This is a genomic window from Pantoea sp. Lu_F5_004 (assembly GCF_051136245.1).
Taxonomy (GTDB): Bacteria; Pseudomonadota; Gammaproteobacteria; order Enterobacterales; family Enterobacteriaceae; genus Pantoea; species Pantoea agglomerans.
The window spans coordinates 238,725-263,095 of record NZ_CP194947.1 but is presented as its reverse complement, the minus strand read 5'-3'; the positions used below and the strand labels follow the sequence as shown (position 1 = coordinate 263,095).

Below are 24,371 nucleotides of genomic sequence, written 5' to 3'. Positions count from 1 at the left end.
TATTTTCGACTCCCTGCAGGCCAGGCAATAAGCTGCCAGTCGCGCAATAGATGGCGACGCATCACAGAAAAGCGAATCAGTCCTTATCCCGCAGCCTAAAGTGTGCAGGGTAAATGCAAAGAGAGGATAGTCAGCGTGGCTTTTCATCGTCATCCCTGTTTAAGTTTGTTATCTGTGCTTCCTGGCACCGTGTGAAATTAACGGAATCCTTACAAATGTCAAGCGCGGCTTAACATACCGATGAAATTTCTAATTCTGGAGCCACCCATATGAGAATGCCTGACCAGGTCAAAGCGGAAGGCTAAGCCGTCTGCTTTGACTTGTACGGTAACTTCGGGAATGTCTATTTACGTAGTTACAACATACCTTAATGGCTAATATTTAATCATCACCTAATCCATCGAGCAGTTATCGCTTAACAGCACAATAAATCCCGCTCACATTCATAGCTGACGTGCCAGAAAAACACGACGGATTTCACGCAGTAAAAAGTCATTACATTTAAAAAAGCCTTGTCTGTCAGCAAGTAACCTCAATAAGCGTAGCGGTATTCATGGCACGGCTGATAATCCTCACTAAGCTTGTGAGGCAACCCCTTAAATAGAGGGATATTTTCCAGTCGGAAGCTCGTCGCAATATCGTCATGAGGCTTATATGAGTGAAAATTACTGCACCATTCTCTTTAATGGTGAACGGTTAAAAGGGTTAGCTGATCAACCACTAATCGATTTTCTGGATGCTCACGGGAAAAAGCTACCTCATGTCTGTTACCACCCGGCGTTGCCGCCGCTGCAAAGTTGTGATGTCTGCTGGGTGGATGCCAATGGCGAGCGGGTTCGCGGTTGCACGCTCCGCACTGAAGAGGGGCTGGAGGTGCAGAGTGAAGGCAGTGCGCTTAAGGCCGCGCAGCAGGAGGGAATGGATCGGCTGCTCAATCGTCATGAGCTTTACTGTACCGTCTGTGAGCACAACACCGGTGACTGCACGCTGCATAATGCCGTGGCAGATATGCACATTCCGATTCAGTACTATCCTCATGAGCCCAAGCCCTACGCAAAAGATCATTCCAATCCGTTTTACACCTACGATCCTGACCAGTGCATCTTATGCGGTCGCTGTGTCGAGGCGTGCCAGAATGTCGAGGTTAACGAAACACTTTCGATTGACTACACCCAGGCACATCCTCGCGTGCTCTGGGATGGCGGAACGGAAATCGCCGGTTCCAGCTGTGTGAGCTGCGGGCACTGCGTCACTGTTTGCCCGTGCAATGCGCTGCTGGAAAAAACCATGCAGCCAGACGCTGGACCCTTTACCGCGATGGATGAGGGGCTGAAGCGTCCGCTGATCGACTTTGTTAAAACGCTGGAAAACAGCATCGGCATGGAGCCGATTACCGGCGTTTCGAAAATCGATGTGGCGCTGCGCCAGTCAGAGATCAAACGCACCAAAACCGTCTGCACCTATTGCGGCGTGGGCTGCAGCTTTGAAATCTGGACCCGTGACCGCCATATCCTGAAAGTTCAGCCGGTTGCCGAAGCGCCGGCCAACGGCATCTCGACCTGCGTTAAAGGTAAATTCGGCTGGGATTTCGTCAACAGCCCGGAGCGCCTGACAACCCCTTTGATCCGCGAAAACGGTCGTTTCCGGCCCGCCAGCTGGGAAGAAGCTTTGCAGCGGGTAGCCGAAGGATTACAGGGCGTTGCGCAGAAGTATGGTGGCAATGCGATTGGCTTTATCGGTTCCAGCAAGGCCAGCAATGAAGAAGCCTATCTCACTCAGAAAATCGCCCGTTTAATCTTCGGCACCAACAATGTCGATAACTCCTCGCGCTATTGCCAGAACCCAGCCACAGAAGGGCTGTTCCGCACGGTGGGCTACGGCGGCGATGCCGGGACGATAGCGGATCTGCAACAGACCGAACTGATCGTGCTGGTCGGCAGCAATCTGGCTGAGAACCATCCGGTGATTGCTTCGCACATCAAACAGAGCCACAAACATCGCGGTCAGAAATTGCTGGTTGTTGATCCGCGCCGCCATGAAATGGCGGAACGGGCTGACTGCTATCTGCGCATCCGACCCGGCACTGACCTGGTCTGGGCCTCGGCGATGGCGAAATATATGTTTGATCATGGTTATGCCGATGACGCTTTCCTGACGCAACGCGTCAACCAGGTCGATGAGTACCGCACCTCACTCGCTCCCTTTACGCTGGCTTTTGCCAGTGAGACATGTGGGCTGAGTGAATCAGAACTGATTGAAGCAGCGGAAATGATCGGCCAGGCGGGTAGCGCCTGTGTGTTGTGGGCGATGGGGATTACCCAGCACAGCCATGGCGCTGACACCAGTACGGCGCTGTCGAACCTGCTGCTGGTCACCGGCAACTATGGCCGGCCTGGCACCGGCGGCTTTCCCATGCGCGGACACAACAATGTGCAGGGCGCCAGCGACTTTGGCTGCCTGAGTAATGTTTATCCAGGTTATGAAAAAGTCACTGACCCCGCAGTTCGGGAAAAATGGGCGCGCGCCTGGGGCGTCTCGCCTGAAGCGCTTTCCGATCAGCCTGGTGCAGATAATTTTAAGATGGTGCAGCAGGCCGGTGAAGGTAAAATCCGCGCCATGTACATCACCGGTGAAGAGACGGCGTTTGCGGATGCAGATTCAAACTCTGTTCACTCAGCCTTCAGTAAGCTGGAATTTATGGTGGTACAGGACATTTTCATGTCACGCACAGCCGAGTTTGCCGATGTGGTGCTTCCTGGTGCGCCCAGCGTGGAGAAAGAGGGCTCGTTCGTGAACACCGAGCGGCGGATCCAGCACTTTTCACCTGCTATGAAACCGCTGGGCGATTGTCGTCCCGACTGGGAGATCTTTACCGATCTCGCCGCCCGTCTCGGTCATCCCTGGTATTATCCAAATCCGGGCGCAATTATGGCGGAAGCCGCTGGCATAGCGGAGATTTTCGCGGGCGTCAGCTACGAGCAACTGGTCGGCTGGCAGTCACAGCTCTGGCCGGTCAGCGCCGGCGGGGAAAGCACGCCGCTTCTCTATACAGAACGATTTAACTTCCCGGATGGCAAAGCACGACTCTATCCGCTGAGCTGGCAGCCGCCCGCGGAGCAGGAGGATTCACAGTATAATCTGCTGCTGAATAATGGCCGGATGCTTGAACATTTCCAGTCGATGAATCAGACCGGGCAGGGTGGCCGCATGATGTCGCTGTCGCCTAATGCCTTTGTTGAGATCTCACCGGAGCTGGCCGCCGAGCGCGCGCTGAACGAAGGAGAGTGGGTACGCATTACCTCGCGGCGCGGATCGCTGGATGTGCCTGTTGTGATCACTGAGCGCGTGGCAGGCAACGTGCTGTTTATGCCGATTCATCACGGCAAAGATGGCGTCAACGCTCTGACTGGCGAACATCACGATCCCGACGTCAACACACCGGCTTATAAAGAGATTGCCGTAAATATGAAGCGCGTTGATCGCCGGTCGCAGCCCAATCCGGTGCCGCTGCACAATTTCCGTCACGGCAGTCGTACGCCACTGGATCATCTGCCGATAGAGCAAAAATGGCAGCAGGCAGGCTATCGGGAACCGCCTGAACATGTTGAAAAACCGGAGAAATTCTAATGGCAGAACGGATGAAGTATCAGGTCACGCCTGCACGTACCGAGCCAACCGCCCGGGAGGCGATGGATGAGCTAATCGAAAATCTTCACCAGCACGGTTTTCTGCGGCTGGCGAACGATCTGGTTAAATCAAACAGCGAGGTGGGGAAAATTCTGGTCTCGGGCCTTAATCAGCCAGGCACCCAGAGCGCTTTACAGAACCTTTCGTTGCTGATGATGACACTGGGCAGCGTGCCGCCAGAACGGTTTAATCATTTGCTGTTGGCGGTTCGCGATGCCGCGATGGCCGTTAAACCGGCGCGCGATGAGGCCCGGCAGGAAAAAGCCGCGCCGGGTATCCGCGGCATTATCCGGTTACTCAATGATGAGGATCTGTGGCGCGGACTGCGCCCGATCTTCGCGGCGCTTGAAGTCTTCTCACAACAGATCGACCGTGAAGAGCAGAAGCCGATTACCCGCTTCAGTGGCAAGCCCACACGGGAGTAGTTCAGCCTGCGATCGTTCCGGATTGCGTGGGGGTGTAGATCAGATGACCGGCTATACCGCCCGCGCCGCCATCTTTTGGATGATTGATACCATCGGAGACCGGGACATCGGTGAAGTCAAACGGCGAAACTCCCTCAAGGCAGGCGACATTTACTCCGAACTGATCGGGCTGTGAGCGACTCTGATGAAAGGTGTAAATGCCGCAAACGGAACAGAAGTAGTGGCCCACCTCTTTGCTATTGAATCGATATTCTGTGAGCTGCGCTTCGCCCTGTGTCAGCGCCACTTTTGTCGCAAATACCACCACCGCGCCGCGCATCCGGCAAAACGAGCAGTTGCAGCGGCGCACCGTATTAAATCCATCCTTCAGCGTCACCCTGTACGCCACCGCGCCACAGTGGCATTGTGCTGTTATTTCATTTAGCATCGTGATCTCCTGTGTAGTGAAACCTGTCAGCTTTCAGCCTACGCCAAACCCTGGGATTTGGCAGCTTCGGGGACGCATTTGTCGACTATTAGTACAGCCAGGGCAGGGTGCGTTCATCGGGTTCGGCTGCGACACGATTTATTCAATCACCCCGTATCAGATTGTGATAAGCATCATCTCTTCCGCTTCAAACGCCTTAAGCAGTTCTTTATCGAGTTTCTCTTCCACTACGAGCGTTGAAATTTCACGGCATTTCGCCACGCTGAATCGCGCCACGGCAGGGATTTTATCCGCGGTCAGCCCGACAATGACCTGATTGCTTTGCGCCATTGCGACTTTCTTGAATTCGCAATCCGCATAGTTAAAACCGGTCAGACCGGCCTCCGGGCTCATGGCGCAGCCGCCAATAAACGCCTGATCAAACAGAATGCCCTGGATCTGGTTGATCGCGGTTTGCCCGACCGCGCCGCCGGTACTTTTCTGTATCTGCCCGCCCAGCATAATCAACTCCGCGACAGGATGGTTGATCAGTAGCGCAGCAATATCGGGCGCATTGGTGACGACGGTGATATTCAAATCTGGTGATAGCGCCTGTGCCAGCGCCAGATTGGTCGTACCGGCATCAATAAAGATGCAGCTATTGGCTTTCACCAGGCTGGCACAACGCTGCGCGATCAGGGCTTTTGCTGCATGATCGTGAGCTTTCCGGCTGACAAAACTGCCCGCCTCCTGCAACTGTAACACCGCACCGCCATAGACCTTTTTACATAAACCCTCTTTACTGAGTTCATGGAGATCGCGGCGGATTGTGTGCTCTGACACGGCCAATTGCCGTGCAAGGTCAGCGCAGACCACCCGTCCTTTGTCCTGCAATAACTCACGAATCAGCGCTTGTCGCTGCTGCGGGAAAGCTGCATAATCGAGCATATAAACCTCAAAATATTCACAATCGAGCTATAGTGAGCATAATCGTTCACTGCCGGGCAGGGAGTCAATAGCGGTCTCTCAGTCCTGTCAGCTCTACCTGACATCCCTCAAAGGAATGCAATGGCTAATAACGTCTCTTCCACGCTGGCAACACGCATCATCTTTTTTATAGCCGGATTTATCACCGCGACCTGGGCGGTGATTGTGCCTTTCGCCCGCGGCAATACCGGCGTTAATGAGGCGCAACTCGGCACCTTGCTGCTTTGTCTTGGCGTTGGCGCGCTGATTGCGATGCCGGTGACGGGCTGGCTGACCAGCCGCTTTGGCTGCCGCCGGGTGATTCTGGTCGCTGTTGCCCTGGTCATCATCAGTACGCCATGGCTGTCGGTGCTGAGCAACCCGCTGTTGCTGGCGCTGGCGTTGCTGGTTTTTGGCGTCGGCATCGGAGTAACCGACTGCGCCATGAACATCCAGGCGATTCTGGTGGAGAAGCAGGCGGCGAAGCCAGTCATGTCCGGCTTTCACGGCATGTACAGCGTGGGCGGGATTGCCGGCGCGGGCTTTATGACGCTGCTGCTGGCGATGGGGTTTAGCGTGCTGACCGGCTGTTTGCTGGCGGTCGCGGCGGTGATTATCATGACGCTGGTCAGCGCACCGGGCTTACTGACCTACGCGAACCCCGCTGAAGGCCCGGTATTTGCTGTTCCGCGCGGCAGCGTACTGATTATCGGCATCATCTGCTTTGCCGTCTTCCTGACCGAAGGCACCGTGCTGGACTGGAGTGCTGTCTATCTGACCGATGTCCGGGCCATTCCGGCGTCACTGGGCGGACTGGGTTATACCTGCTTTGCCATTGCGATGACCGTGGCGCGTCTGACCGGGGATCGGATTATCTCATCGCTGGGACGTTTACCGGTTGTGCTGGGCGGCGCACTGGTTGCCGCGGCGGGCATGGCGATGGTGACCTTTATCGCCTCCTGGCCGCTGGCGTTACTGGGCTATACCCTGGTCGGCGCAGGCTGCGCCAATATCGTGCCGGTAATGTTCTCCGCCGCCGGACGTCAGACGGTGATGCCGCAGTCGGTCGCCGTGCCTGCCATTACTACTCTGGGTTACCTGGGGGTACTGAGCGGGCCAGCCGTGATTGGCTACGTGGCGCATTACACGCATCTCGCTTTCTCTTTTTCACTGATTATGGCGCTGATGCTGATCGTCGGTGCGGTCTCTCTGACCCTGGATCTGGGCCGTAGCCGCGCGGGGGAAAATGCATAAAATTACCCAGCAGGCGCTCCTGACAGAATTTGATTGAACGGGGCGCGGAGTCATCTTCAGGAGGAATGGAAGCGGCCTGCCATTACTCTCCCAGCCTGACCCAGCGGCGGCCTGCCAGCACCGTAAGCGCCACGATGGTGATGCCCGCAGCCAGATGCATAGAAAAATCGATGGCGTGCAGATGGGTATCGTGGCACAGCGACAGCAGCATCGATGAGGTAAACGCACTGCCGCAGCCGCTCAGCGCCAGACTGCGCGCGGGATAGAGGGATCGGGTGCGCTGCAGGGCGAACACGGACATCAGCATCATCGGCACACTGGCCGACAGCATAAACAGATAGCAGTGCATCCCTTCACCCAACCGGTTCGCGCCCGATGGCGGTGCTGAAGATGACATATTGATCAGATTCAGCACCAGCCACATCATCGCCATCAGCAGCGGCCAGCGCAGGCTGATCGGTTTTCTGCCTGCAATACTCAGCGTAAACGCGGCAGCCAGCGTGCTGCCCGCGATGATAAGTGACAGTAGCAGGGCAACCAGCGCGAATAACGCGCCAGGCTGAGACCAGTCGGTGAAACGGCTGTGAAATGCCCAGCTGGTCAGCGCGCCACAGGGCAGGGCAAGCGCAATCCAGCCCGCGACGCGCCAGGCGGTGGGCCAGACGCGCTGCACCGGCTGCGCAGACGCGCTGAGCTGATTAATTAACTGGTCATGATTTCTCATGATGACCCCGTCCATATTTACGAAGGTTGACCATTGCGCGATGCAACAGAGATTTAACCGCAGAGAGCGACTGATTGGTTTCAGCTGCTGCCTGCGCCAGGCTCTGCTCGCGCAGATGCACGGATTCAACGATCTCCCGCTGGCGCTGCGGAAGGTTATCCAGATACCCGGAGAGGATATCCGTATCGGCTGAGGACTCTGCACTTGCAGCGGGTTGTCGTTGCAGCTCTTCCTCATCCTGTACTTCCTGGCGGCGGCCGCGATGGCGCAGCGCATCTATGGCGCGGGCAGAGGCGATGGCAGCAACCCAGGGGAGTATCGGACGCTGCGGATCGTAGGTATGCCGCACCCGATGAATCGCCAGCAATGTCTCCTGAATGACATCCTCAACCAGTCCCTCATCACGGATTTTTTTGCATACCAGTGCCCGGATGGCAGGAACCATCGCTTTCAGTAACTGGTTATAGGCAGCTCTGTCACCCGCCTGCGCCCGGGCCATTAATGCTGGCCACTGCTGTGCTCGTTGATCAGTTTCCGACATCGATCATCAGCTGTTCGGCATACTGTCGCCGCGCCCTGACCACGCGCCAGGCAATCGTTTCATCAGTAATCTCAGGATTTATTTCCTTTTTCTGTTGCCTGATTCAGCGCTGAAATCACAATGCCAGGCGTCAGCACCTGCGGCAGTACCTCAGGTTTACCGCCGTCAGCCGGATATACCACGTAGAGCGGTAATCCACCGCGTCCGAAATCGCTCAGCGCCTGTTCAACATCGGGATTGTATTTGGTGGAATCCGCGACCATATAAATGGTGTTGGTTCGCGCCATCGCCGCTTTTACCGCCTGCGTCGAAAGTGAAGTACGATCGTTAACCTGGCAGGTAATACACCATGATGCGGTAAAGTTCACCAGTATTGGCTTGCCCTGACCTTTGATGGCATCAACGTTCTGGGGCGACCACGCCACAGCGGCGGCAGCCTGTGAGGCGGTTGCCTTTTCAGCCGGAGCCTCGGCAAACCTGTTCAGGTTCAGTAACGGCACTACGACCAGCGCCAGGAAGAATGCGGTCGCCACATGCAGCACCCAATGACGCTGTCCCATCATACGGCGTTTCTGCGCCATGCCATACAGCCAGGCGGCGAAACTAAACAGTAAACAGCAGGCCAGAATGGCAGCCAGTGCCGCCGATCCCGCCTGACGTTCAAGTACCCAGATCAGCCAGCCCACCGCGCCCAGCATGGGAAACGCCAGCCCCTGCTTTAACGTGATCATCCAGGCACCCGGTTTTGGCAAAATTCGCGCCAGCACCGGGAAGAATGAGATGAGAGTGAAGGGCGCAGCAAAGCCCAGCGCCAGTGAAATAAATATCACCAGACTGATCAGCGGAGGCTGGGTAAGCGCATAGCCTACCGCGCTGGCCATAAAGGGCGCGCTGCAGGGCGTCGCGACAATGATGGCCAGCGCGCCAGTCAGTGCTGAACCGACTAAACCACCGCGATCGCCTCCCACTTCGCCAACCCGCTGTACCGATAATCCCACTTCAAACAGACCGAGCAGGTTCAGTGCCGACCCAAGCATCACCAGAATCAGCGCGGCGATGACCAGCGGCGATTGCAGCTGGAATCCCCAGCCCACCGATGCACCGCCCGCCCTGGCCAGCAACAGAACTGCGGTCAGAGCGACCATCGTCACGACTACGCCCAGCAGAAAGGCCAGGCCTTCGGCTCTGGCGTGGGAAGGTGATTCGTGATGGCGGATCAGGCTCAGTGCTTTCAGCGAGATCACCGGAAACACGCAGGGCATGAGGTTCAGAATAATGCCGCCCAGGAAGGCGGCTGCAATCGCAGTCAGCATGATGTACCTGCTCTGAAGATGAAGTTATGCCGGATTGGCCTGACGGTATTTTTTAACGGCATCCATCGCTTTCTGGATATGCGTATCAGGATTTTTATCGGTGAAACTCAGCAGGATTTTGCCATCCGGCGCAATCACATAAGAGGTACGGTCTGAGAGTTTCTGACCCTTCATCTCCATGGTGCTCTTATATTCTGCCGCCACTTTGGCACCGGGATCGGCTGCGACGGTAAATTTGTCACGGCATTCAAGCTGCGAGAATTTCGCAATCTGATCGGTATTACCCGCCGTCACGCCAATAACGGTCGCACCCTCCTTTTTAAATTCATCGGTCGCTTCAGCAAAATCGTGTGCTTCCAGCGTACAGCCTGCACTGAAAGCAGCAGGGAAGAAGTAGAGGACAACCGGGCCTTTCTGCAACGCCTGTTGCAATGAGAAGGTGGTCGATTTACCGGCCAGCGCGGCTTCCAGCTTAAAGTCCGGTGCTTTTTCACCGACCTGTAACGCTGCAAAAGCAGATGTTGCCGGAACACTCAGTGCCAGCAGCGTAGCGACGGCCAGGGTTTTCAGGGTGTTTTTCATTGGCTTTACTCTCTCCATTGACGAACAGACGGAGTTGTCTGACGTCCCTGATAACAGGTTCGTTTAAAAATGGAAAAAGTTGCGCGGTTGAAGATTTTTTTTAAATTTTTTTTAATTGTGCTTCATCAGCCATCTTTTATCAGATCCCTCATTTTGAGCTGAATCGAATAAAGCTAATGTCAGCAAATTTCACCTGGTTCGCTGTATTTATTCCTCTCTGGCCGTAATCACTGTGATTTGGTCCACAATAATAGGGCTAACTCACTGCCTTTTCTCAACAGGTGAGCATCATCACGTTTATCTTCAGTCCCATTAAGTAAATTTCCCTTACGGAATGAAAAAACGATTCAGCTAATGGGATGACTTATGAAGATTAAACTGGCGTTAACGGTACTGGCAGTGCTGGTTTCAGGTTCTGCAGCGGCGAAAACCTGGGTGCTGACGAGTGCTGAACAGGGCACCGAGCAGGGAAACTGGAAGATTTCCAGCAGTGAGCTGAAGTCTCAGGGCAAACCGTTCAGCATCGAACAGAAAGTCCTGCATGGCGGCAAGCAGGAAGGCAGTAAAATACTGACAATCCGCAGCGAGGATGGCCTGACCATCACGCTAAGCCCGACACGTGGCATGAATTTACTGCGTGTTGAAGGCTTTGGCACCCGCATGGGCTGGGATTCACCGGTTAAAGAGGTCGTCAATCCTGCCTACATCAATCTTGAGAGCCGCAACGGTCTGGGCTGGCTGGATGGTTTCAACGAGATGATGGTGCGCTGCGGCTACGAATGGACCGGTCATCCGGTCACCGATGAAGGCCGAATCTATACGCTGCACGGTAAAGCGGGTAATACGCCGGTTTCTCAGCTGGAAGTTGAAGTGGCCGATACGGCACCACACGAAATCCGTATTCGCGGCCTGATTAAAGAGAGCACCTTTAAGAAAGCTGATTTGCAGACCATGACCGAGCTGCGTTACGTGCCAGGCAGCAACAGTTTCAGCCTGCATGATGTGTTAACCAACCACGCCGACTATCCGCACGATTACCAGATCATCTATCACAGCAATTTCGGCAAACCGATTCTGGAAGAGGGCGCACGCTTCCTGGCGCCGATGTCCGGCATCAGCCCGTTCAACGACTACGCGAAAGCCGGGCTAAAAGAGTGGCAGACCTATAAAGGTCCGACCAAAGACTTCGATGAGATGGTGTTCAACATCAAGCCACTTTCAGACAGCAATCATCAGACCGTCGCTGCGGTGATAAATAAAGCGGGCAATAGCGGCGCATCCATTCAGTTCGATACGCGTCAGCTCCCGATGCTGACCTTATGGAAAAATACCGACACCCTGAAACAGGGCTACGTGACCGGCATCGAACCTGGTACCAGTTACGCCTATCCGGTCACCATTGAACGTGAACAAAAACGTGTGAAGCAACTGCAACCGGGTGCGAGCACAACATTTGATCTGACGTACACCTTGCTGCACAGCAGCGAGCAGGTTAATGACGTTGAGAAACGCATTAAGGGCATTCAGGGTGACACGAAGATTGATGTAAGCGAGACGCCGATAGCGAAAGAGTAACTGGAATGAATGAAATCCCGATAACGTGATATCGCGTGTCGGGATTTTTGTTTTCAGATTTGAGAACGGATTTTATGACTTACAGGCTGCCGCGCTATGGATACTATTGACTTGCCGCTGGGTGTGAGCAGTACCATGAAACTGAAGCAGACGGATAAATAATCACTGATTTTGCAAATTTGAAGACCTGGATCGTGTAAGAGGACGCATTCGTACGCTGTGGCAGATTACAAACAGGTCTTCAATTATCACAGCAAGGCATCAATGATGTTCAGAACAGTGTTTATAGCAGCATCGGTTTTACTTTTCTGCTGGCAGGTCCAGGCATCTCCGGGTTTTCGCCAGATGACAGTGTCAGACACCCAGGGAGAGCCTCTGAAAGTAGCGGTGTGGTATCCGGCGATTCAGAATGGAGTAAGTGAAACTGTTGGAGAAAATGTCGCTTTTGTCGGCGTTGAGATTATCCGTAACGCCACACCCGTTTCGGGAAAGCATCCACTTGTATTGATTTCACATGGATTTAATGGAAGCTGGAAAAATCTTTCCTGGCTTGCTGCAGCATTGGCCGCTCAGGGATACATTGTGGCTGCGCCTGATCACCCCGGCACGACGACCTTTAATCATAATCCTGAAGACGCCAGAAAACTATGGCGTCGTCCTGGTGACATTTCCCGGGTAATTGATTTCGTCGGTCGATCTTCTGACTTATCTGGCACAGTAGACGATAAGCGCATTGCGGCTATTGGGCATTCTCTTGGAGGATGGACAGTCATGTCGCTGGCTGGAGCGCGTTTTGATCCTTTATTGTTCCTCAATGACTGTCAGCAGCATGTCCTTCGTGGTGACTGTAAGCTGACAACCAAACTGGGAATAGATGACGTTACTGCGCATAAACTTTTGTCATCTGACAATCTTGATACAAGAATCAAAGCCGTCGTGTCACTTGATGCAGGGTTAGCGCCAGGTTTTACCCCTGATAGCCTGAGAAAAATTAACATACCCGTACTTATTCTCGCGGCCAGTAATGACAAGTTGGGTCAGTTGCCTGCTTCTGAGGAATCTGAGTATCTTGCTGATAAAATGCGCGGATCATTGCGACAATTCAGTATCATCAAGGGTGCGACTCATTTCAGTTTTATGCAGTTATGTAAACCAGGTTCAGAGAAACTTATTGACGATGAAACGCCGGGCGATGGCATTGTTTGTCAGGACGACAGGGGGGTTAGCCGATCAGAACTACATCAACTGATAACGACTAAAATCACACATTTTCTGGATTCTGCCCTGAGTTATCACGCGCCTGCTGACGAAATAAACTAGGGGAGAGGCCTGCAAGGCGCTGGAATTCACGATTGAAATTAGACTTAGTCATGAATCCGGACTCCAGCATGATATGAGTAACGGGCAAAGAAGTGTTAAGCAGTAGCTCTTTTGCCCGTTCAACTCTGAAACCATTGATCCACTGAGATACATTACACTGCTTAACCGAGTTAACGGCTGCAGAGAAATTGCGGGCGGGTATGCCGGTTTTCCTTGCGAGTAGAGCAAGCGTCAAATCGGGATTCAGATAGAGCTCTGTTTCATGGACCTGTTTTTCGAGCATCATATATAACTCAGTCATATCTGCCGCTGGATCATCGATCTTGTCTTTTTTTTGCCCGATAACAGGTTCGAAGCGCTGGGATGAGTTTAAAAAGCCGAAGATAATCGTGCCGACAATGGGCAAGAGCGCAAGTTGAGTGATGAGGATGATCGAAGTGGCATGTTTTCCACCGCTGATACCAAAGTCAGTTGCAATGAGAAGGTCTGTCAGCGCGGAGAGACACAGAAAGCTGCCTGCGAAAAAAGTCAAAGTACGATGCTGAGCTATTGCGCCCAGCGTATTGAGCCTTGTAGGTTTTCCACTAATCACTGCTTTTCTTAGCAGGGCGAATCCATAGCTGAAAAAAAGCAGACTGAGGATGAAGTCTGTAGCAGGCACCCATACCAGCCTGATCAATAGCGATACTGTTGCGGGTACAAGCAAAATCAGTAAGTCATGTTTGCGTCTTTCTTCGCTTAGCGGGACGAAACTGTGCCATGCAATGGCAGGTAAAAACATTGCCAACACACTCTGCACATTTCTCAAAATCTCAGAGTCATACTCCCAGCGAATCGTATTAATCGAAATAAGAACGATACAGGCAGAAAGAAAACGCAGCGTGCCGTTGTTACGTTGTTTTCCGGAATAGATTGCTGCCATCAGCAACAGCAGAGCAAGAAGTGTAATGACAGGAAAAGGCACTGAGAGCATGGGTGCAGAACCAGAGCAGCAAATTTCCTGAATGATTACACAATTGCCTGTGGGTTGTCTTGTTTGACAGGGGGCGTTAAATGCAGGGCTGGTGCTTCCATAAAGCGCGATTTCGCCACTATTTCAGCATTATCAAACTGGTTAGCAGCAGACAGGATAAGAGGGGATGACTACGTTATCGTTAATTTAACATAAGATAGATTATGCGCACTTAAGGCAAAGCGGTAACATAAAGGCTAAAGCTCTAAGCTAACCTTATTCGGGCGCTTCAGACAACCTGCTGAAGCCCCTTGTATAATGGCCTCTGGTGCGGAATTTTCACGATAAATAGAGCCGTCGTCTCACCACCACTGTTTCTTTTGCGGCGATTTGTTCCGGACAGATAGTTGCGAGCATCGCTGGTTTAAGAGACGCGGTTCAGCCTGCTCGCTGTTGCTCTCAACCCGTCGCGCCCTGACGCACTGCGAATCGACAGCATCTATCACTGCGGCAATGAAGTCTCGTGCAGATGTCGCCACAAAACCTTGCCAGCATCATTTACCTCGAACACAACCGTAGAAAACCGCAGCGTGGCCTCCTGGCCCGGAAGCTGCTGCAACTCCTTATATATAACAGTGGCGCTTCCTTCACTCTCAGCAACCATCTGCATGTCGCAGATATCAATCACTATACCCGGACGTGCACCGCGCTGAGTGCGGAAAAACCCGTTTAGTGTCGTGAAATCCAGTAAGGCACCGCCCGGTGTCACCATGGAATATGCAGGACTAAAACGCGCTAACAGTTCCTCACATACATCATCATGTGCTTCTTTGTTACCCAGCCAGTTGCTAATCAATTCGTGGGCCTCCAGTACTTCCTTAAAATAACGGTTCATGTTTGGTCCCTTTTAAGCATAGGAATAACCTTCTGATTTGAAATGCGTAAACAGCACAGAAGCGGAATCACAGCGCTGCATGCCGCTATAACAAAACAGAGGTGATAAGCGTGTTCTTCAGGCATGCCGCTATTCGCAATCAGGTTGAACAGCAGGCTGACCAGCGTAACGCCGAGACAAAAACTGAGCTGGCGATTGATATTCCAGAGTGCGCTGGCATCAGCAAGGTCGCTGTCGGTGATGTGAATAAAAGCAGAACTCTGAGCCGTGCTGCTACACAGGCTGCCGCCAAACCCCATTAAGGCGAAAGCAAGGACACAGACTAAGGTGTCCGATGTCTGGCCAGTCAGCGCCAGTAGACCAATACCCAGAGCCTGAAACAGACAGCCGGTGATAAATAGCGGGCGTGGTCCCCAGAGGTTGAACGTCTTTCCTGTCAGACTAATTGCCGCAAAGGAAGCCAGAGACCATGGCAGCATGAGCGCGCCAACAAAGCTGGCATGCATACCCAATTGATTTTGCAGGTATAGCATAGTGATCATACTGACGCCGGTGAACACGCCTGGTATAAACTGATAGATCAGCATTGCGGTTTGTAAGAGCGGATCCTTTATCAGATGCAGGTTAATGAGTGGATGGCTTTTTCGAAGTGCGTCCCACACATAGCCCGTCAGAGTAAGGATGCCAGCAAGCAGCATCATCGCGCCCTGATAAAGCCTGTCAGCATCGCCCAGATATGTCAGTCCGACAAGGATCAGCGTGAGCGCGGTACAACCACTGACTAAACCCACCAGGTCCAGCGGTTCAGATGAGTTCGCCGGTCTGTCTGCTTTGAGCCAGCATCCCGCCAGCAGCAATGCCCCAACCGCGAGCGGCAGGCTCGCAAGAAAAACCCAGCGCCAGCTAAAACTCTCAACCACTAATCCACCAACAGCTGGCGACAAGGCGGGTGCCAGCAGTGCAATTAACATCACGACTGACGATAACTTCGCACGCTCATTACTCCTGTATAACGCATAGGTCAGCGTCTGACCGATGGGGATCAACAGTCCGCCGCCGATACCCTGTATCCATCGGAAAACGATGAGCTGAGAAACTGACGTTGATGCCCCCACCCCACAGGTGCCCGCAATGAAAATAAGCAGTGAGAGCATGAACAGACGTTTTGCGCCCATGCGCCGTACCAGCCAGCTACTGAGCGGTATGACCAGCGTCAGGCCTAAGATGTAGCCATTACTGATCCATGCCAGCTGGCTAACGGGGGCATCAAAATGTCTGCCAATCTCAGGATAAGCAACATTAGCGATAAACATGTTGACCAGATCAATAAAAAATCCCAGCAGATAGACACTGGCTACGCGCACACGATAGCTCATTTTTTTCCCAGACAGATCAGCGTAAGGCGCGCAGTATAGGTGCTTAGATTATTGAGATAAATTCACTTTCCGTTGTTACACTGTCAAAGGTATTTTGACAATGAGATGTCGCTAACGGAGTTCAGGATGATCAATATGCAGCGGCTGGGGATCTTTGTCGCGGTAGTCGAGGCAGGCAGTTTTACAGGAGCAGCTCAGACGCTCGGGTTAACCAAAGCCGTTGTGAGTTTCAATATTAAACATCTTGAAGAGGAGCTGGGTGTCTCGTTACTCATCAGGAGCACCAGACGCGTTTCAGCCACTGACACGGGTGAAAGATTTTATCATCGCTGCCTTCAGCTTCTTCAGGATGCGGAAAGCGTATTAGAGGATGTAAGAAGTGATCACGCTGGATTAAGCGGGACACTCCGGATTACAACCACTCTGGAATATGGCGCTCGTGTGATCGTCCCTGCCCTGGCTGACTTTGCAGCCCAACACCCACAGTTACGCTTACATCACGTCTCTTCATCAAAAAATGACGACCTGATTGCCGGCCGCTTTGATGTGGCGATACGACTTGGCCATCTTGTCGATTCCAGTCATCACGCCCGCCTTATCGATCAGTTTGATATCCTGGCGGTCGCTGCACCTTGTTATCTCAACAGCCTGAATGAAGCGTCTATCCGGGATCTTTCACATCTCGCGTCAGCAAAATGGATTGCGCATAGCCGTTTATCGACGCCACTCAGCTGGCAGGTGACCACGCCCGAAGGCGAGTCTGTGCTGATGAGCGCATTTCAGCCTGCCATGATCACGGCTGACAGTGCCTCTTCTTTACTCGCTTTTGCTTTAGCCGGTGCTGGCGTGGCGATTCTGCCCGCCTGGCTGGTGCAGGATGAGATTGATAAAGGTGGATTAGTACGGCTGCTGCCCGATCATCAATTCCCCCGACAGGGAATTTACGCGCTCTACCCTAATACTCGTCATGTGCCAGAAAAAGTACGCGCGTTTATAGATTTCCTGCATGAACGTTTAGCGCACTCCAGCAGAAAATAAGCGCATCCATGACATTATTCTGATGGGTTAGAAATTAATTTATTTGAGCTGACTTTAACCGCATAAAATTGATTATTTAGCATCGGGGAATCATAAGCATTTAATATCTGATTAAATATCATCCTCTTTAGACTTATAGGGGGTTACTTATTCCCCTGTCCTGATAAATACACTGTTTTAATTGGCTTTTATTTTTGAGGTTTTTTTATATGATATAGTTAGTGTTTTAGCTTTCTAAAAACCCGACATCAGCCGGGCTTACGAAATTTATTATTCCTAGCCTAATCTCGTCAATTTTATCCTGCCTTATCTACCATCTCGATCAGGATGGCGACCGGGTTTTCCACAAAACCTACCGATACTGTCATGTTGGGATCCTGGTCAACCCAGCAATCTCTATTTTTATTGCACATTTCTGTTTTTTTAAACCCGTTCTTTTCCAGATAGGCGTTAATTTTCGACAAATCTGTTGTGCCAAAAAAAATCACTTGATGAATCAGTGCGGGATTGGGTCCGGACACATTACTATAATGGAAGCTGTAGACGCTACTAACACGAGGCATATTTTTTAGCAATTTCGGAGTATAAAAATTATATTCTCGCTTATCTTTTTCCGTGTAATTAGCACCGTCAGAGAACTCCATGCTGAGATATTGCAAACCATAAAAAAGACCCGTTACACATACTATCAGAACGGCCAGCGTAATTTTTAGTGACTTTTTCATACCCGTGGTACTCCCCTGCCAAAACGGATAAAACCCCGATTAGGGTCAACAATACCGACATCTTCAGATGTCCACCTGTTATAGGGCGTGACGCTTTTCATGAAGTCTGGCAATTGTCCGAAGTGTGGTCTGCCGTTGGGGGAACGAACCGGATCTGGGAACAGCAGCGGTTTGAATGTTTCATTTTTCCACGAGCCTATTTTTCCATAATGATCCCACCGTTTTAGAGCCTCTTCCTTGCTTATCGGTTTCAGGTAGCTGAACACATTGTTCATACACGACATAACCTGGTAAAAGCCGAGAAGGTCTGATACCAGATCTTCACCGCTGAACCCGCTATCGCTAGCCAAACTGAAAGGAAAAGAACCCTGGAGCCCCTCAAATCTTCTGGCTACCGTTATCATCATGGCAAGAGCAATGCTTTGTTTTTGATGATATCGCAGGCCTTTTTTGAGGCGCCAGGTGATTGATTTACCGACTGTCAGACGACGTTTAAGGCCAACCATTGACTGTTTATATGTAACATCATAAGTTGGTCCGCTTTGGGACTCACCACGCAGCATTTGCGCCCATAAATTTCGGATATCTGTACCCTGTGCATGTCCAAGGTCTACCCAGCCCAATAGTTCCGTATATATCAATCCGTATGAACTTCTTTGTGCAAGGTTACCATCAATAATTTCACTTCTTATACTCTTCGTTATCCCCCTTCCATGTGGTGCAGTCATAAGGTATCTAACCGGTATTTCCTTTAACCCCAAAAATAACAATGCTACTTTAGCATGCATTAAAATTAATTTTTATGATGCCAATACCTTCGGTAAGAAATGCTACCAACTTAATCGGTACGCTTTTTCAGACGAAGGTCGAGGGGTTCTGGCCAGAAGATGCGGACTGGCGTGCGTTAGTGGCTTTCCGCACGCAGCAAATCTTTCTGCGCGGCTGGCGTGCTCTTGCAGACACGCCGTGATGTCATAGTCTGCCGTAAAAGGTCATGCGCGCGGTTTCTGACAACGCTATATCCGGCTGCGTATTGTAAGCCAGCACGGCCAGCATCCGGGTGACCTCGCCTTCAGTTGGGGTCACACGGTGCAGCGAATTACGGCCACGAAACAGCACCAGATCCCCGGCATCTATCTCCAGCGCGTCTACGGTCTGGCGTTCTTCCAGCACAGCTTCAACGCCTGCGAAGTTCATCTCACCGGCATCGGCATCCCGCAGATCTTTCACATACTGAAACACGCCGCCCGCCAGCGGTTTCTGTACCAGTAAGGTGATTGCAAATGAGGAGTTGTCGAAGTGCCAGCCCAGTTCCTGCCCGTGTGATGCATAGTGCAGGTTGATCGAGGAAAGCGGGTCAGCATAGGAATAGAGCGCTTTTTCACCCAGCACATCGCACAGGAAATGTTTGAACAGCTCATCATTATACAGCTGACGCAGCGGCGAGGCGGAAGCGATCACATCATCCGTAATACAGCCTTTGGTGCTGATCACATCCCTGTTACGCGGATGCTCAGCACTGAAAGCATTATCAGGTTTCATCAGATAGACATTGTGCTTGCTGCGGTTGTGATAAGCCTGGTGACGTTGTGCATTGCCCTCTTCGATGATCGCCTCTAAAGCATGTGGTTTTAAAAATTGCCGCAGTACCAGCGCGCCGGACTGGTTTAACTGCTCACGACAACGTTGACGCCAGCCATGATCGGCCAGTGGATGAAGATCGAGACGAACAAGGGAACCAGACATAGCAACAATTCTCATGATGAGCAGGTGTGATGTTACTCTACCGGTCGCCTGCAACGCTGCGTAACGATAAAAACTTAATGCCCTGATAAGGAAGAGTTAATGCCTGCCCAATTGCCACGGTTGCCAAAGATCAGCGTCATACAGTCATTTAAAGTGGCTGCCGAACTGGGCAGCCTGGCAAAAGCGGCCGCTCAACTGGCCTTAACCCCGGCGGCAGTCAGTCAGCAGATTCGCCAGCTGGAGGAGCAACTCGGCAGCGCCCTGTTTTTACGTACGCAGAGCGGCGTGATGCTGACCGAAACCGGAAAAGAGTATCTGCGCTATGTCACCGAGGCGTTTGATATTCTGCATCTCGGTCAGCAAAACATCCGCCATGCGGCCAGTGCGCCAAAACTCACGGTTTACACATTACCGGCGCTGGCGTCCAAGTGGCTGTTGCCCCAGCTGGCGAGCTGGCGCGACCATTGCCCGAATATCGATCTCTCGTTACACGGTACGCATTCTCAGGTCGATTTCACCGCGATGCCTGCCGATTTCGTGATCTGCTTTGGTGAGGATCGTTACCCGCAGTCAGATAAGCTGAAGTTGTTTCATGATGACGTGCTGCCGGTGGCCAGTCCTGCTCTGTTACATCGCTTTACGCCGGAAACGATTTTAAGCCAGGCGCCCCTGATCCACCTCGACTGGGGTAATGAAGGCCGTTTTCTGCCTGACTGGCGAAGCTGGTTTCAGGCTAAAGGCATGGACGAACCTCTGCCGCAGCCCGCGTTCACCTTTAATCTGACCTCGCTGGCGATTGATGCGGCCGTCGCGGGAGCTGGTGTGCTGCTGGGGCAGCGACGCCTTATCGCGGCGGAACTGGCGCGGGGCGATCTGGTGGTAGTGGATGATCTTTGCCTGCCGCTGAGCAAACCTTATTACCTTGTCTGGCCGCAACGCACCCTGAGCCAGCCAGGCAGTGAGGCGATGATCAGCTGGTTAAGCCAACTGGGCGCGAGCGCCGGATAGCCCGTCGCCGTGATCGGACTAGCCTGCGCCCGCCAGTCTGGAACCCTCAGCAGGCGCAGGGGCAGATTATCACTGCGCCACAAGGTGATCAGGTGTCATCATCCTTCCGCATTATCCTCAACAATCACCGCCACGCGTTGCCCTGCGCGTACAGCGCTGCCTGGCTGCACGCTGACCTGTTGAACAACGCCGTCGCACGGCGCCAGAAGCGGGATCTCCATTTTCATCGACTCCAGCACCACCAGAATATCGCCTTCCCGCACCCGGCTGCCCGCCGTCGCCTGCACCTGCCATAAATTGCCGGAAACCGGGCTTTCTACCCCCTGCTCGCCCGGCTGCAGCGGCGCGTCGCCGCCTTCATCGGCCACACTATCCTGACTGTCAAAATGGGCCTGGCCGCTGGCGATCCAGCGGTCACGTTCCGCATGGAACGCGGCTTGCTGGTGATCGCGAAACAGACCGATACTCTCCGCTTCACGGGCGAGGAAATCCTGATATTCCGCCAGCCGCAGCGTGCTGTGCTCGATGCGCAGCGGATAGCGACCGAGGGGAAAATCGCGGCGAATCTGCAACAGCTCACTGGCCGGAACCGGATAAAAGCGGATCTGATCGAAAAAGCGCAGCAGCCAGGGTTTACCGCCAAAATCGGCGACTTCATGATACCGGTTCCACATCTGCAGCGTGCGGCCGACAAACTGATAGCCGCCCGGTCCCTCCATGCCATACACACACAGATAGGCACCGCCGATGCCAACCGAGTTTTCCGCTGTCCAGGTGCGGGCCGGGTTATATTTTGTCGTCACCAGGCGATGACGGGGATCCAGCGGCGTGGCGACCGGCGCGCCGAGGTAGACATCGCCCAGCCCCATCACCAGATAGCTGGCTTCAAAGACCGTGTTCCAGACAGCCTGCTCATCCGGCAGATCGTTTATACGCCGGATAAATTCAAGATTACTCGGGCACCACGGCGCATCCTGCCGCACGGTGGTCATATATTTTTCGATGGCCTTCTGACAGGCCGGATCGTCCCAGGAGAGCGGCAGATGCACTACGCGTGTGGGAACCTGAAGGTCATCACTCATGCAGACCCTCTCCCACTCACCGCGCACCCACATCAGCAGCACGTCGGGCGTCAGGGTCTCCGGCTGAAAGTGGATTTGCAGCGAGCGGATCCCCGGCGTGATATCAATAATGCCGTTGCGGGATTGCGCTTCCAGCGCCTGCATCAACGCATGAATGCGAAAACGTAACACCAGATCCAGTTCCGGCTCGCCAGCCTCCAGCAGCAGATGCGTATCACCAGAGAGGCGCGCCACCAGGCGTTTATCCGCTTCGCCGCAGGTCATCACGATGGGCGAAATCAGCGGTGCAGGCTGCCAGTCTGTTTCCTGTGGCTGAAGCGTGGTCAGTTCGGTGCGTCGGCCCTCTGCCAGTTGGCGGGCGGTCGTGATATCCACCGCGACAAACTTCACTCCGTCACCGGCTTTGAGCTGTCCCAGTTGCCAGAGGTCCGCCTCGATTACCGTCACCGGGCAGACGAACCCGCCAAGGCTCGGGCCATCCGGCCCCAGAATCACCGGCATATCACCGGTAAAATCGACCGCGCCGATCGCGTACGGGTTGTCATGAATGTTTGAGGGGTGCAGCCCTGCTTCACCGCCGCTGTCGCGGGTCCAGATTGGCTTTGGCCCGATCAGGCGAACGCCGGTGCGGCTGGAGTTAAAATGCACTTCCCATTCTGTGGCAAAGAACGTCTCGATATACTCCGGCGCAAAGAATTCAGGCGCACCGTGCGGACCATAAATGACGCGCAGCGTGCGCACCGTGGCAAGCTCTGTGTGCAGTCCGACGGGCAGTTCCGTTCCGGTTGCGCTCGCGGAACGCGGAGCGAGATGCAGCACGTCACCGCTGCGCAGTGCGCGTCCGGCATGTCCGCCAAACTGACCAAGGGTGAACGTGCTTTTGCTGCCTAAATAGTCCGGCACCTGAATACCACCGCTCAGACAGAGATAACTTCTGACGCCCGCGCCACTTATTGCGCCCAGCTTCAGCGTTGCCCCGGCCGGAATGGTAAATACAGAATTCATTGACTGCCCGACGCCATCCAGTGTGACAGTGAGCGGCGCGCCAGAGATCACCGCCTGAATCTCAGTATTAAATTTCAGGGTGGGTCCATTCAGGGTGATTTCCAGCGCGGCGTCACCCTCCTCATTGCCCAGCAGACGATTGCCCAGACGCAGTGCGCGATCATCCATCGGCCCCGACGGCGGCACGCCCACCGCCCAGTATCCCAGACGTCCGGGATAGTCCTGAACGCTGGTCTGGGTTCCGGCACTCACCACTTCCACCGTTGCCGCCTGATAGGCGAGCTGCTCCAGGCAGCGGGTCCAGGGTTCGCCAGCCGTAAAGGGCGCGAAGGCCAGAATCTGCAACAGATAGAGGCGATTGGTTTCGACGCCATAGAAACGGGTCTCCGCCAGCGCCTGTGCCAGGGTGACGATGGCTTCCTCGCGGGTGGGGCGCCAGGTGATAACTTTTGCCAGCATCGGGTCGAAGAATGGCGGGACTTCGCACCCCGCTTCCACCCAGCGGTCAATTCGCAGGGTTTTACCGTCGGCTGCCGGAAAGAGGACCTGGGTTAACAGCCCTGGCGAAGGCTGGAACTGCCGCCCCGGATCTTCCGCATAAATTCGCGCCTGCACGGCATGGCCCTGAGGATTCAGCGTGGCGGCTAACGCATGAAGCGGAGGAAGATCGCCTGCTGCCAGCTCAATCATCCACTGCACCAGGTCAACGCCCCACACCTGCTCCGTGACGCCATGTTCAACCTGCAGCCGGGTATTCACTTCAAGAAAATAGAACTGCTGCGCCACGCTGTCATAGACAAACTCAACCGTTCCGGCGCTGCGATAGTTCACCGCTTTTCCCAGCGCGATAGCCGCCGCGCATAAAGCCTCCGCCATACCTGCGGGCAGATTCGGCGCTGGCGTCTCTTCGATCACTTTCTGGTTACGCCGCTGTACCGAGCAGTCGCGTACGCCCAGCGCTATTACCTCGCCCTTTCCGTCACCGAAAATCTGCACTTCAAGATGACGGGCGCGTTCGATATATTTTTCGAGAAATACCCCGGCATCGCTGAAGTTGTTCTGGCCGAGGCGCTGGACCGTTTCAAACGCCTCTGACAGCGCATTCGCATCACGACACACACGCATACCAATCCCACCGCCGCCCGCGGTACTTTTGAGCATCACCGGATAGCCGACCATTTCTGCGGCGCGGCGGGCTTCGCTGATATCCGCCAGTAGTTCACTGCCTTCCAGCAGCGGCACCCCTTCGGCTTTCGCCAGCGCGCGGGCCGTGTGTTTCAGGCCAAAAGTTCGCAACTGCTGCGGTGTGGGGCCGACAAAAATCAGACCGGCAGCCTCGCACGCCTCAGCAAAGGCGGCGTTTTCCGAAAGGAAACCGTAGCCAGGATGAATCGCTTTCGCCCCGCTCTGCTGCGCAGCGGCGATAATCTTTTCCGTCACCAGATAGGTTTGTGCAGCCGGGCCTTCGCCAAGGCTTAGCGCCACATCCGCCTCGCGTATATGTAAACTGCTCAGGTCGGCTTCAGAGTAAACGGCGACCCCTTTCACCTGCATGGCACGCAGCGTGCGCAGGATGCGACAGGCGATAGCACCGCGATTTGCAATCAGTAAGGTATCAAACATAAGCGAACTCTCAGGGATGCGGGTCGTCCCGCAAAATTCGATATTCCCTGGGGCCGTCCCCGGGGCTGACCGGCACGTAACAGGCGTGCGCCGGTAGTGTGTTGAGAGGTCTGGCGCAAAAGGCTGAG

At 53.7% G+C, this 24,371-nt stretch carries 20 protein-coding genes and 1 pseudogene; 8 read left to right on the top strand and 13 right to left on the bottom strand.

All coding sequences use genetic code 11. From position 1 onward, the window contains the following. Positions 1-654: 654 nt before the first annotated feature. Together fdhF and ACR8BN_RS20195 are read left to right on the top strand one after the other, a co-directional pair. The gene (gene fdhF, locus ACR8BN_RS20200) at positions 655-3,627 is read left to right on the top strand and encodes a formate dehydrogenase subunit alpha (RefSeq protein ID WP_434747791.1); all 2,973 of its coding nucleotides are present in this window, start codon (positions 655-657) and stop codon (positions 3,625-3,627) included. Beyond that, positions 3,627-4,112, top strand: a complete 486-nt coding sequence (locus tag ACR8BN_RS20195) for a DUF1641 domain-containing protein (protein ID WP_031590651.1) — start codon at positions 3,627-3,629, stop codon at positions 4,110-4,112. Before fdhF ends, ACR8BN_RS20195 begins: the two co-directional genes overlap by 1 nt. Position 4,113: 1 nt before the next feature. On the opposite strand, the gene ACR8BN_RS20190 is transcribed toward ACR8BN_RS20195, so the two are convergent. Both ACR8BN_RS20190 and ACR8BN_RS20185 read right to left on the bottom strand, forming a co-directional pair. Next, complete coding sequence (locus ACR8BN_RS20190; RefSeq protein WP_434747790.1) at positions 4,114-4,539, bottom strand: GFA family protein; 426 nt, start codon at positions 4,537-4,539, stop codon at positions 4,114-4,116. A gap of 156 nt (positions 4,540-4,695) precedes the next feature. Beyond that, a complete protein-coding gene (locus ACR8BN_RS20185) occupies positions 4,696-5,466 on the bottom strand; it encodes a DeoR/GlpR family DNA-binding transcription regulator (RefSeq protein WP_434747789.1) in 771 nt (256 codons plus the stop codon). A gap of 120 nt (positions 5,467-5,586) precedes the next feature. Between ACR8BN_RS20185 and ACR8BN_RS20180 the strand changes: the two genes are divergently transcribed. After that, positions 5,587-6,738 (top strand): MFS transporter, encoded by a 1,152-nt coding sequence (locus ACR8BN_RS20180; RefSeq protein ID WP_425014378.1) that lies wholly within the window; start codon positions 5,587-5,589, stop codon positions 6,736-6,738. Positions 6,739-6,820: 82 nt separating this feature from the next. On the opposite strand, the gene ACR8BN_RS20175 is transcribed toward ACR8BN_RS20180, so the two are convergent. The 4 genes from ACR8BN_RS20175 to ACR8BN_RS20160 form a co-directional block, all read right to left on the bottom strand. Next, on the bottom strand, positions 6,821-7,462 hold the full coding sequence (locus ACR8BN_RS20175) for a DUF1109 domain-containing protein (protein ID WP_346459523.1): 642 nt from the start codon (positions 7,460-7,462) through the stop codon (positions 6,821-6,823). Beyond that, complete coding sequence (locus tag ACR8BN_RS20170; protein WP_039389099.1) at positions 7,449-8,003, bottom strand: sigma-70 family RNA polymerase sigma factor; 555 nt, start codon at positions 8,001-8,003, stop codon at positions 7,449-7,451. Before ACR8BN_RS20170 ends, ACR8BN_RS20175 begins: the two co-directional genes overlap by 14 nt. A gap of 71 nt (positions 8,004-8,074) precedes the next feature. Then, entirely contained in the window at positions 8,075-9,316 is a 1,242-nt protein-coding gene (locus ACR8BN_RS20165; RefSeq protein ID WP_137229498.1) for a protein-disulfide reductase DsbD family protein, read from the bottom strand. A 24-nt stretch (positions 9,317-9,340) separates the two neighbouring features. Further along, a complete protein-coding gene (locus ACR8BN_RS20160; RefSeq protein ID WP_425012089.1) occupies positions 9,341-9,898 on the bottom strand; it encodes a peroxiredoxin in 558 nt (185 codons plus the stop codon). A 366-nt stretch (positions 9,899-10,264) separates the two neighbouring features. Here ACR8BN_RS20160 and ACR8BN_RS20155 point away from each other — a divergent pair, with 366 nt between their 5' ends. Both ACR8BN_RS20155 and ACR8BN_RS20150 read left to right on the top strand, forming a co-directional pair. After that, the gene (locus ACR8BN_RS20155; RefSeq protein WP_434747788.1) at positions 10,265-11,473 is read left to right on the top strand and encodes an aldose 1-epimerase family protein; all 1,209 of its coding nucleotides are present in this window, start codon (positions 10,265-10,267) and stop codon (positions 11,471-11,473) included. 264 nt (positions 11,474-11,737) lie between these two features. Further along, a complete protein-coding gene (locus tag ACR8BN_RS20150; protein WP_434747802.1) occupies positions 11,738-12,793 on the top strand; it encodes an alpha/beta hydrolase family protein in 1,056 nt (351 codons plus the stop codon). Here ACR8BN_RS20150 and ACR8BN_RS20145 read toward each other — a convergent pair. From ACR8BN_RS20145 to ACR8BN_RS20135, 3 genes are all read right to left on the bottom strand, one after another. Then, positions 12,735-13,766 carry a helix-turn-helix domain-containing protein gene (locus tag ACR8BN_RS20145; protein ID WP_434747787.1) on the bottom strand — a complete coding sequence of 344 codons (1,032 nt, stop codon included), beginning with the start codon at positions 13,764-13,766 and terminating at the stop codon, positions 12,735-12,737. The two genes, ACR8BN_RS20150 and ACR8BN_RS20145, sit on opposite strands and share 59 nt — an antisense overlap. Before the next feature lie 481 nt (positions 13,767-14,247). Then, positions 14,248-14,640: a DUF4440 domain-containing protein gene (locus ACR8BN_RS20140; RefSeq protein ID WP_434747786.1), complete on the bottom strand. Its 393-nt coding sequence runs from the start codon at positions 14,638-14,640 to the stop codon at positions 14,248-14,250. After that, positions 14,637-16,016: an MFS transporter gene (locus ACR8BN_RS20135; RefSeq protein ID WP_434747785.1), complete on the bottom strand. Its 1,380-nt coding sequence runs from the start codon at positions 16,014-16,016 to the stop codon at positions 14,637-14,639. The genes ACR8BN_RS20140 and ACR8BN_RS20135 overlap by 4 nt, the downstream gene beginning before the upstream one ends. A 126-nt stretch (positions 16,017-16,142) precedes the next feature. On the opposite strand from ACR8BN_RS20135, the gene ACR8BN_RS20130 reads away from it, so the two are divergent. Beyond that, entirely contained in the window at positions 16,143-17,054 is a 912-nt protein-coding gene (locus tag ACR8BN_RS20130) for a LysR family transcriptional regulator (protein WP_031590669.1), read from the top strand. Positions 17,055-17,350: 296 nt separating this feature from the next. On the opposite strand, the gene ACR8BN_RS20125 is transcribed toward ACR8BN_RS20130, so the two are convergent. Together ACR8BN_RS20125 and ACR8BN_RS20120 are read right to left on the bottom strand one after the other, a co-directional pair. Next, positions 17,351-17,779: a hypothetical protein gene (locus ACR8BN_RS20125; RefSeq protein ID WP_031590670.1), complete on the bottom strand. Its 429-nt coding sequence runs from the start codon at positions 17,777-17,779 to the stop codon at positions 17,351-17,353. Beyond that, entirely contained in the window at positions 17,776-18,507 is a 732-nt protein-coding gene (locus ACR8BN_RS20120) for a hypothetical protein (protein ID WP_434747784.1), read from the bottom strand. Before ACR8BN_RS20120 ends, ACR8BN_RS20125 begins: the two co-directional genes overlap by 4 nt. Positions 18,508-18,635: 128 nt before the next feature. Between ACR8BN_RS20120 and ACR8BN_RS20115 the strand changes: the two are divergent. Beyond that, positions 18,636-18,749: pseudogene (locus ACR8BN_RS20115) on the top strand (DUF2817 domain-containing protein); the annotation flags it as partial. A gap of 2 nt (positions 18,750-18,751) precedes the next feature. On the opposite strand, the gene ACR8BN_RS20110 reads toward ACR8BN_RS20115, so the two are convergent. Further along, entirely contained in the window at positions 18,752-19,525 is a 774-nt protein-coding gene (locus ACR8BN_RS20110; protein ID WP_434747783.1) for a HalD/BesD family halogenase, read from the bottom strand. Between the two features lie 99 nt (positions 19,526-19,624). On the opposite strand from ACR8BN_RS20110, the gene ACR8BN_RS20105 reads away from it, so the two are divergent. Next, positions 19,625-20,533: a LysR substrate-binding domain-containing protein gene (locus ACR8BN_RS20105; protein WP_434747782.1), complete on the top strand. Its 909-nt coding sequence runs from the start codon at positions 19,625-19,627 to the stop codon at positions 20,531-20,533. A gap of 98 nt (positions 20,534-20,631) precedes the next feature. Here the strand turns inward: ACR8BN_RS20105 and uca are convergent, their stop codons facing one another. Continuing rightward, the gene (uca, locus tag ACR8BN_RS20100; protein WP_434747781.1) at positions 20,632-24,243 is read right to left on the bottom strand and encodes an urea carboxylase; all 3,612 of its coding nucleotides are present in this window, start codon (positions 24,241-24,243) and stop codon (positions 20,632-20,634) included. Between the last annotated feature and the right edge of the window lie 128 nt (positions 24,244-24,371).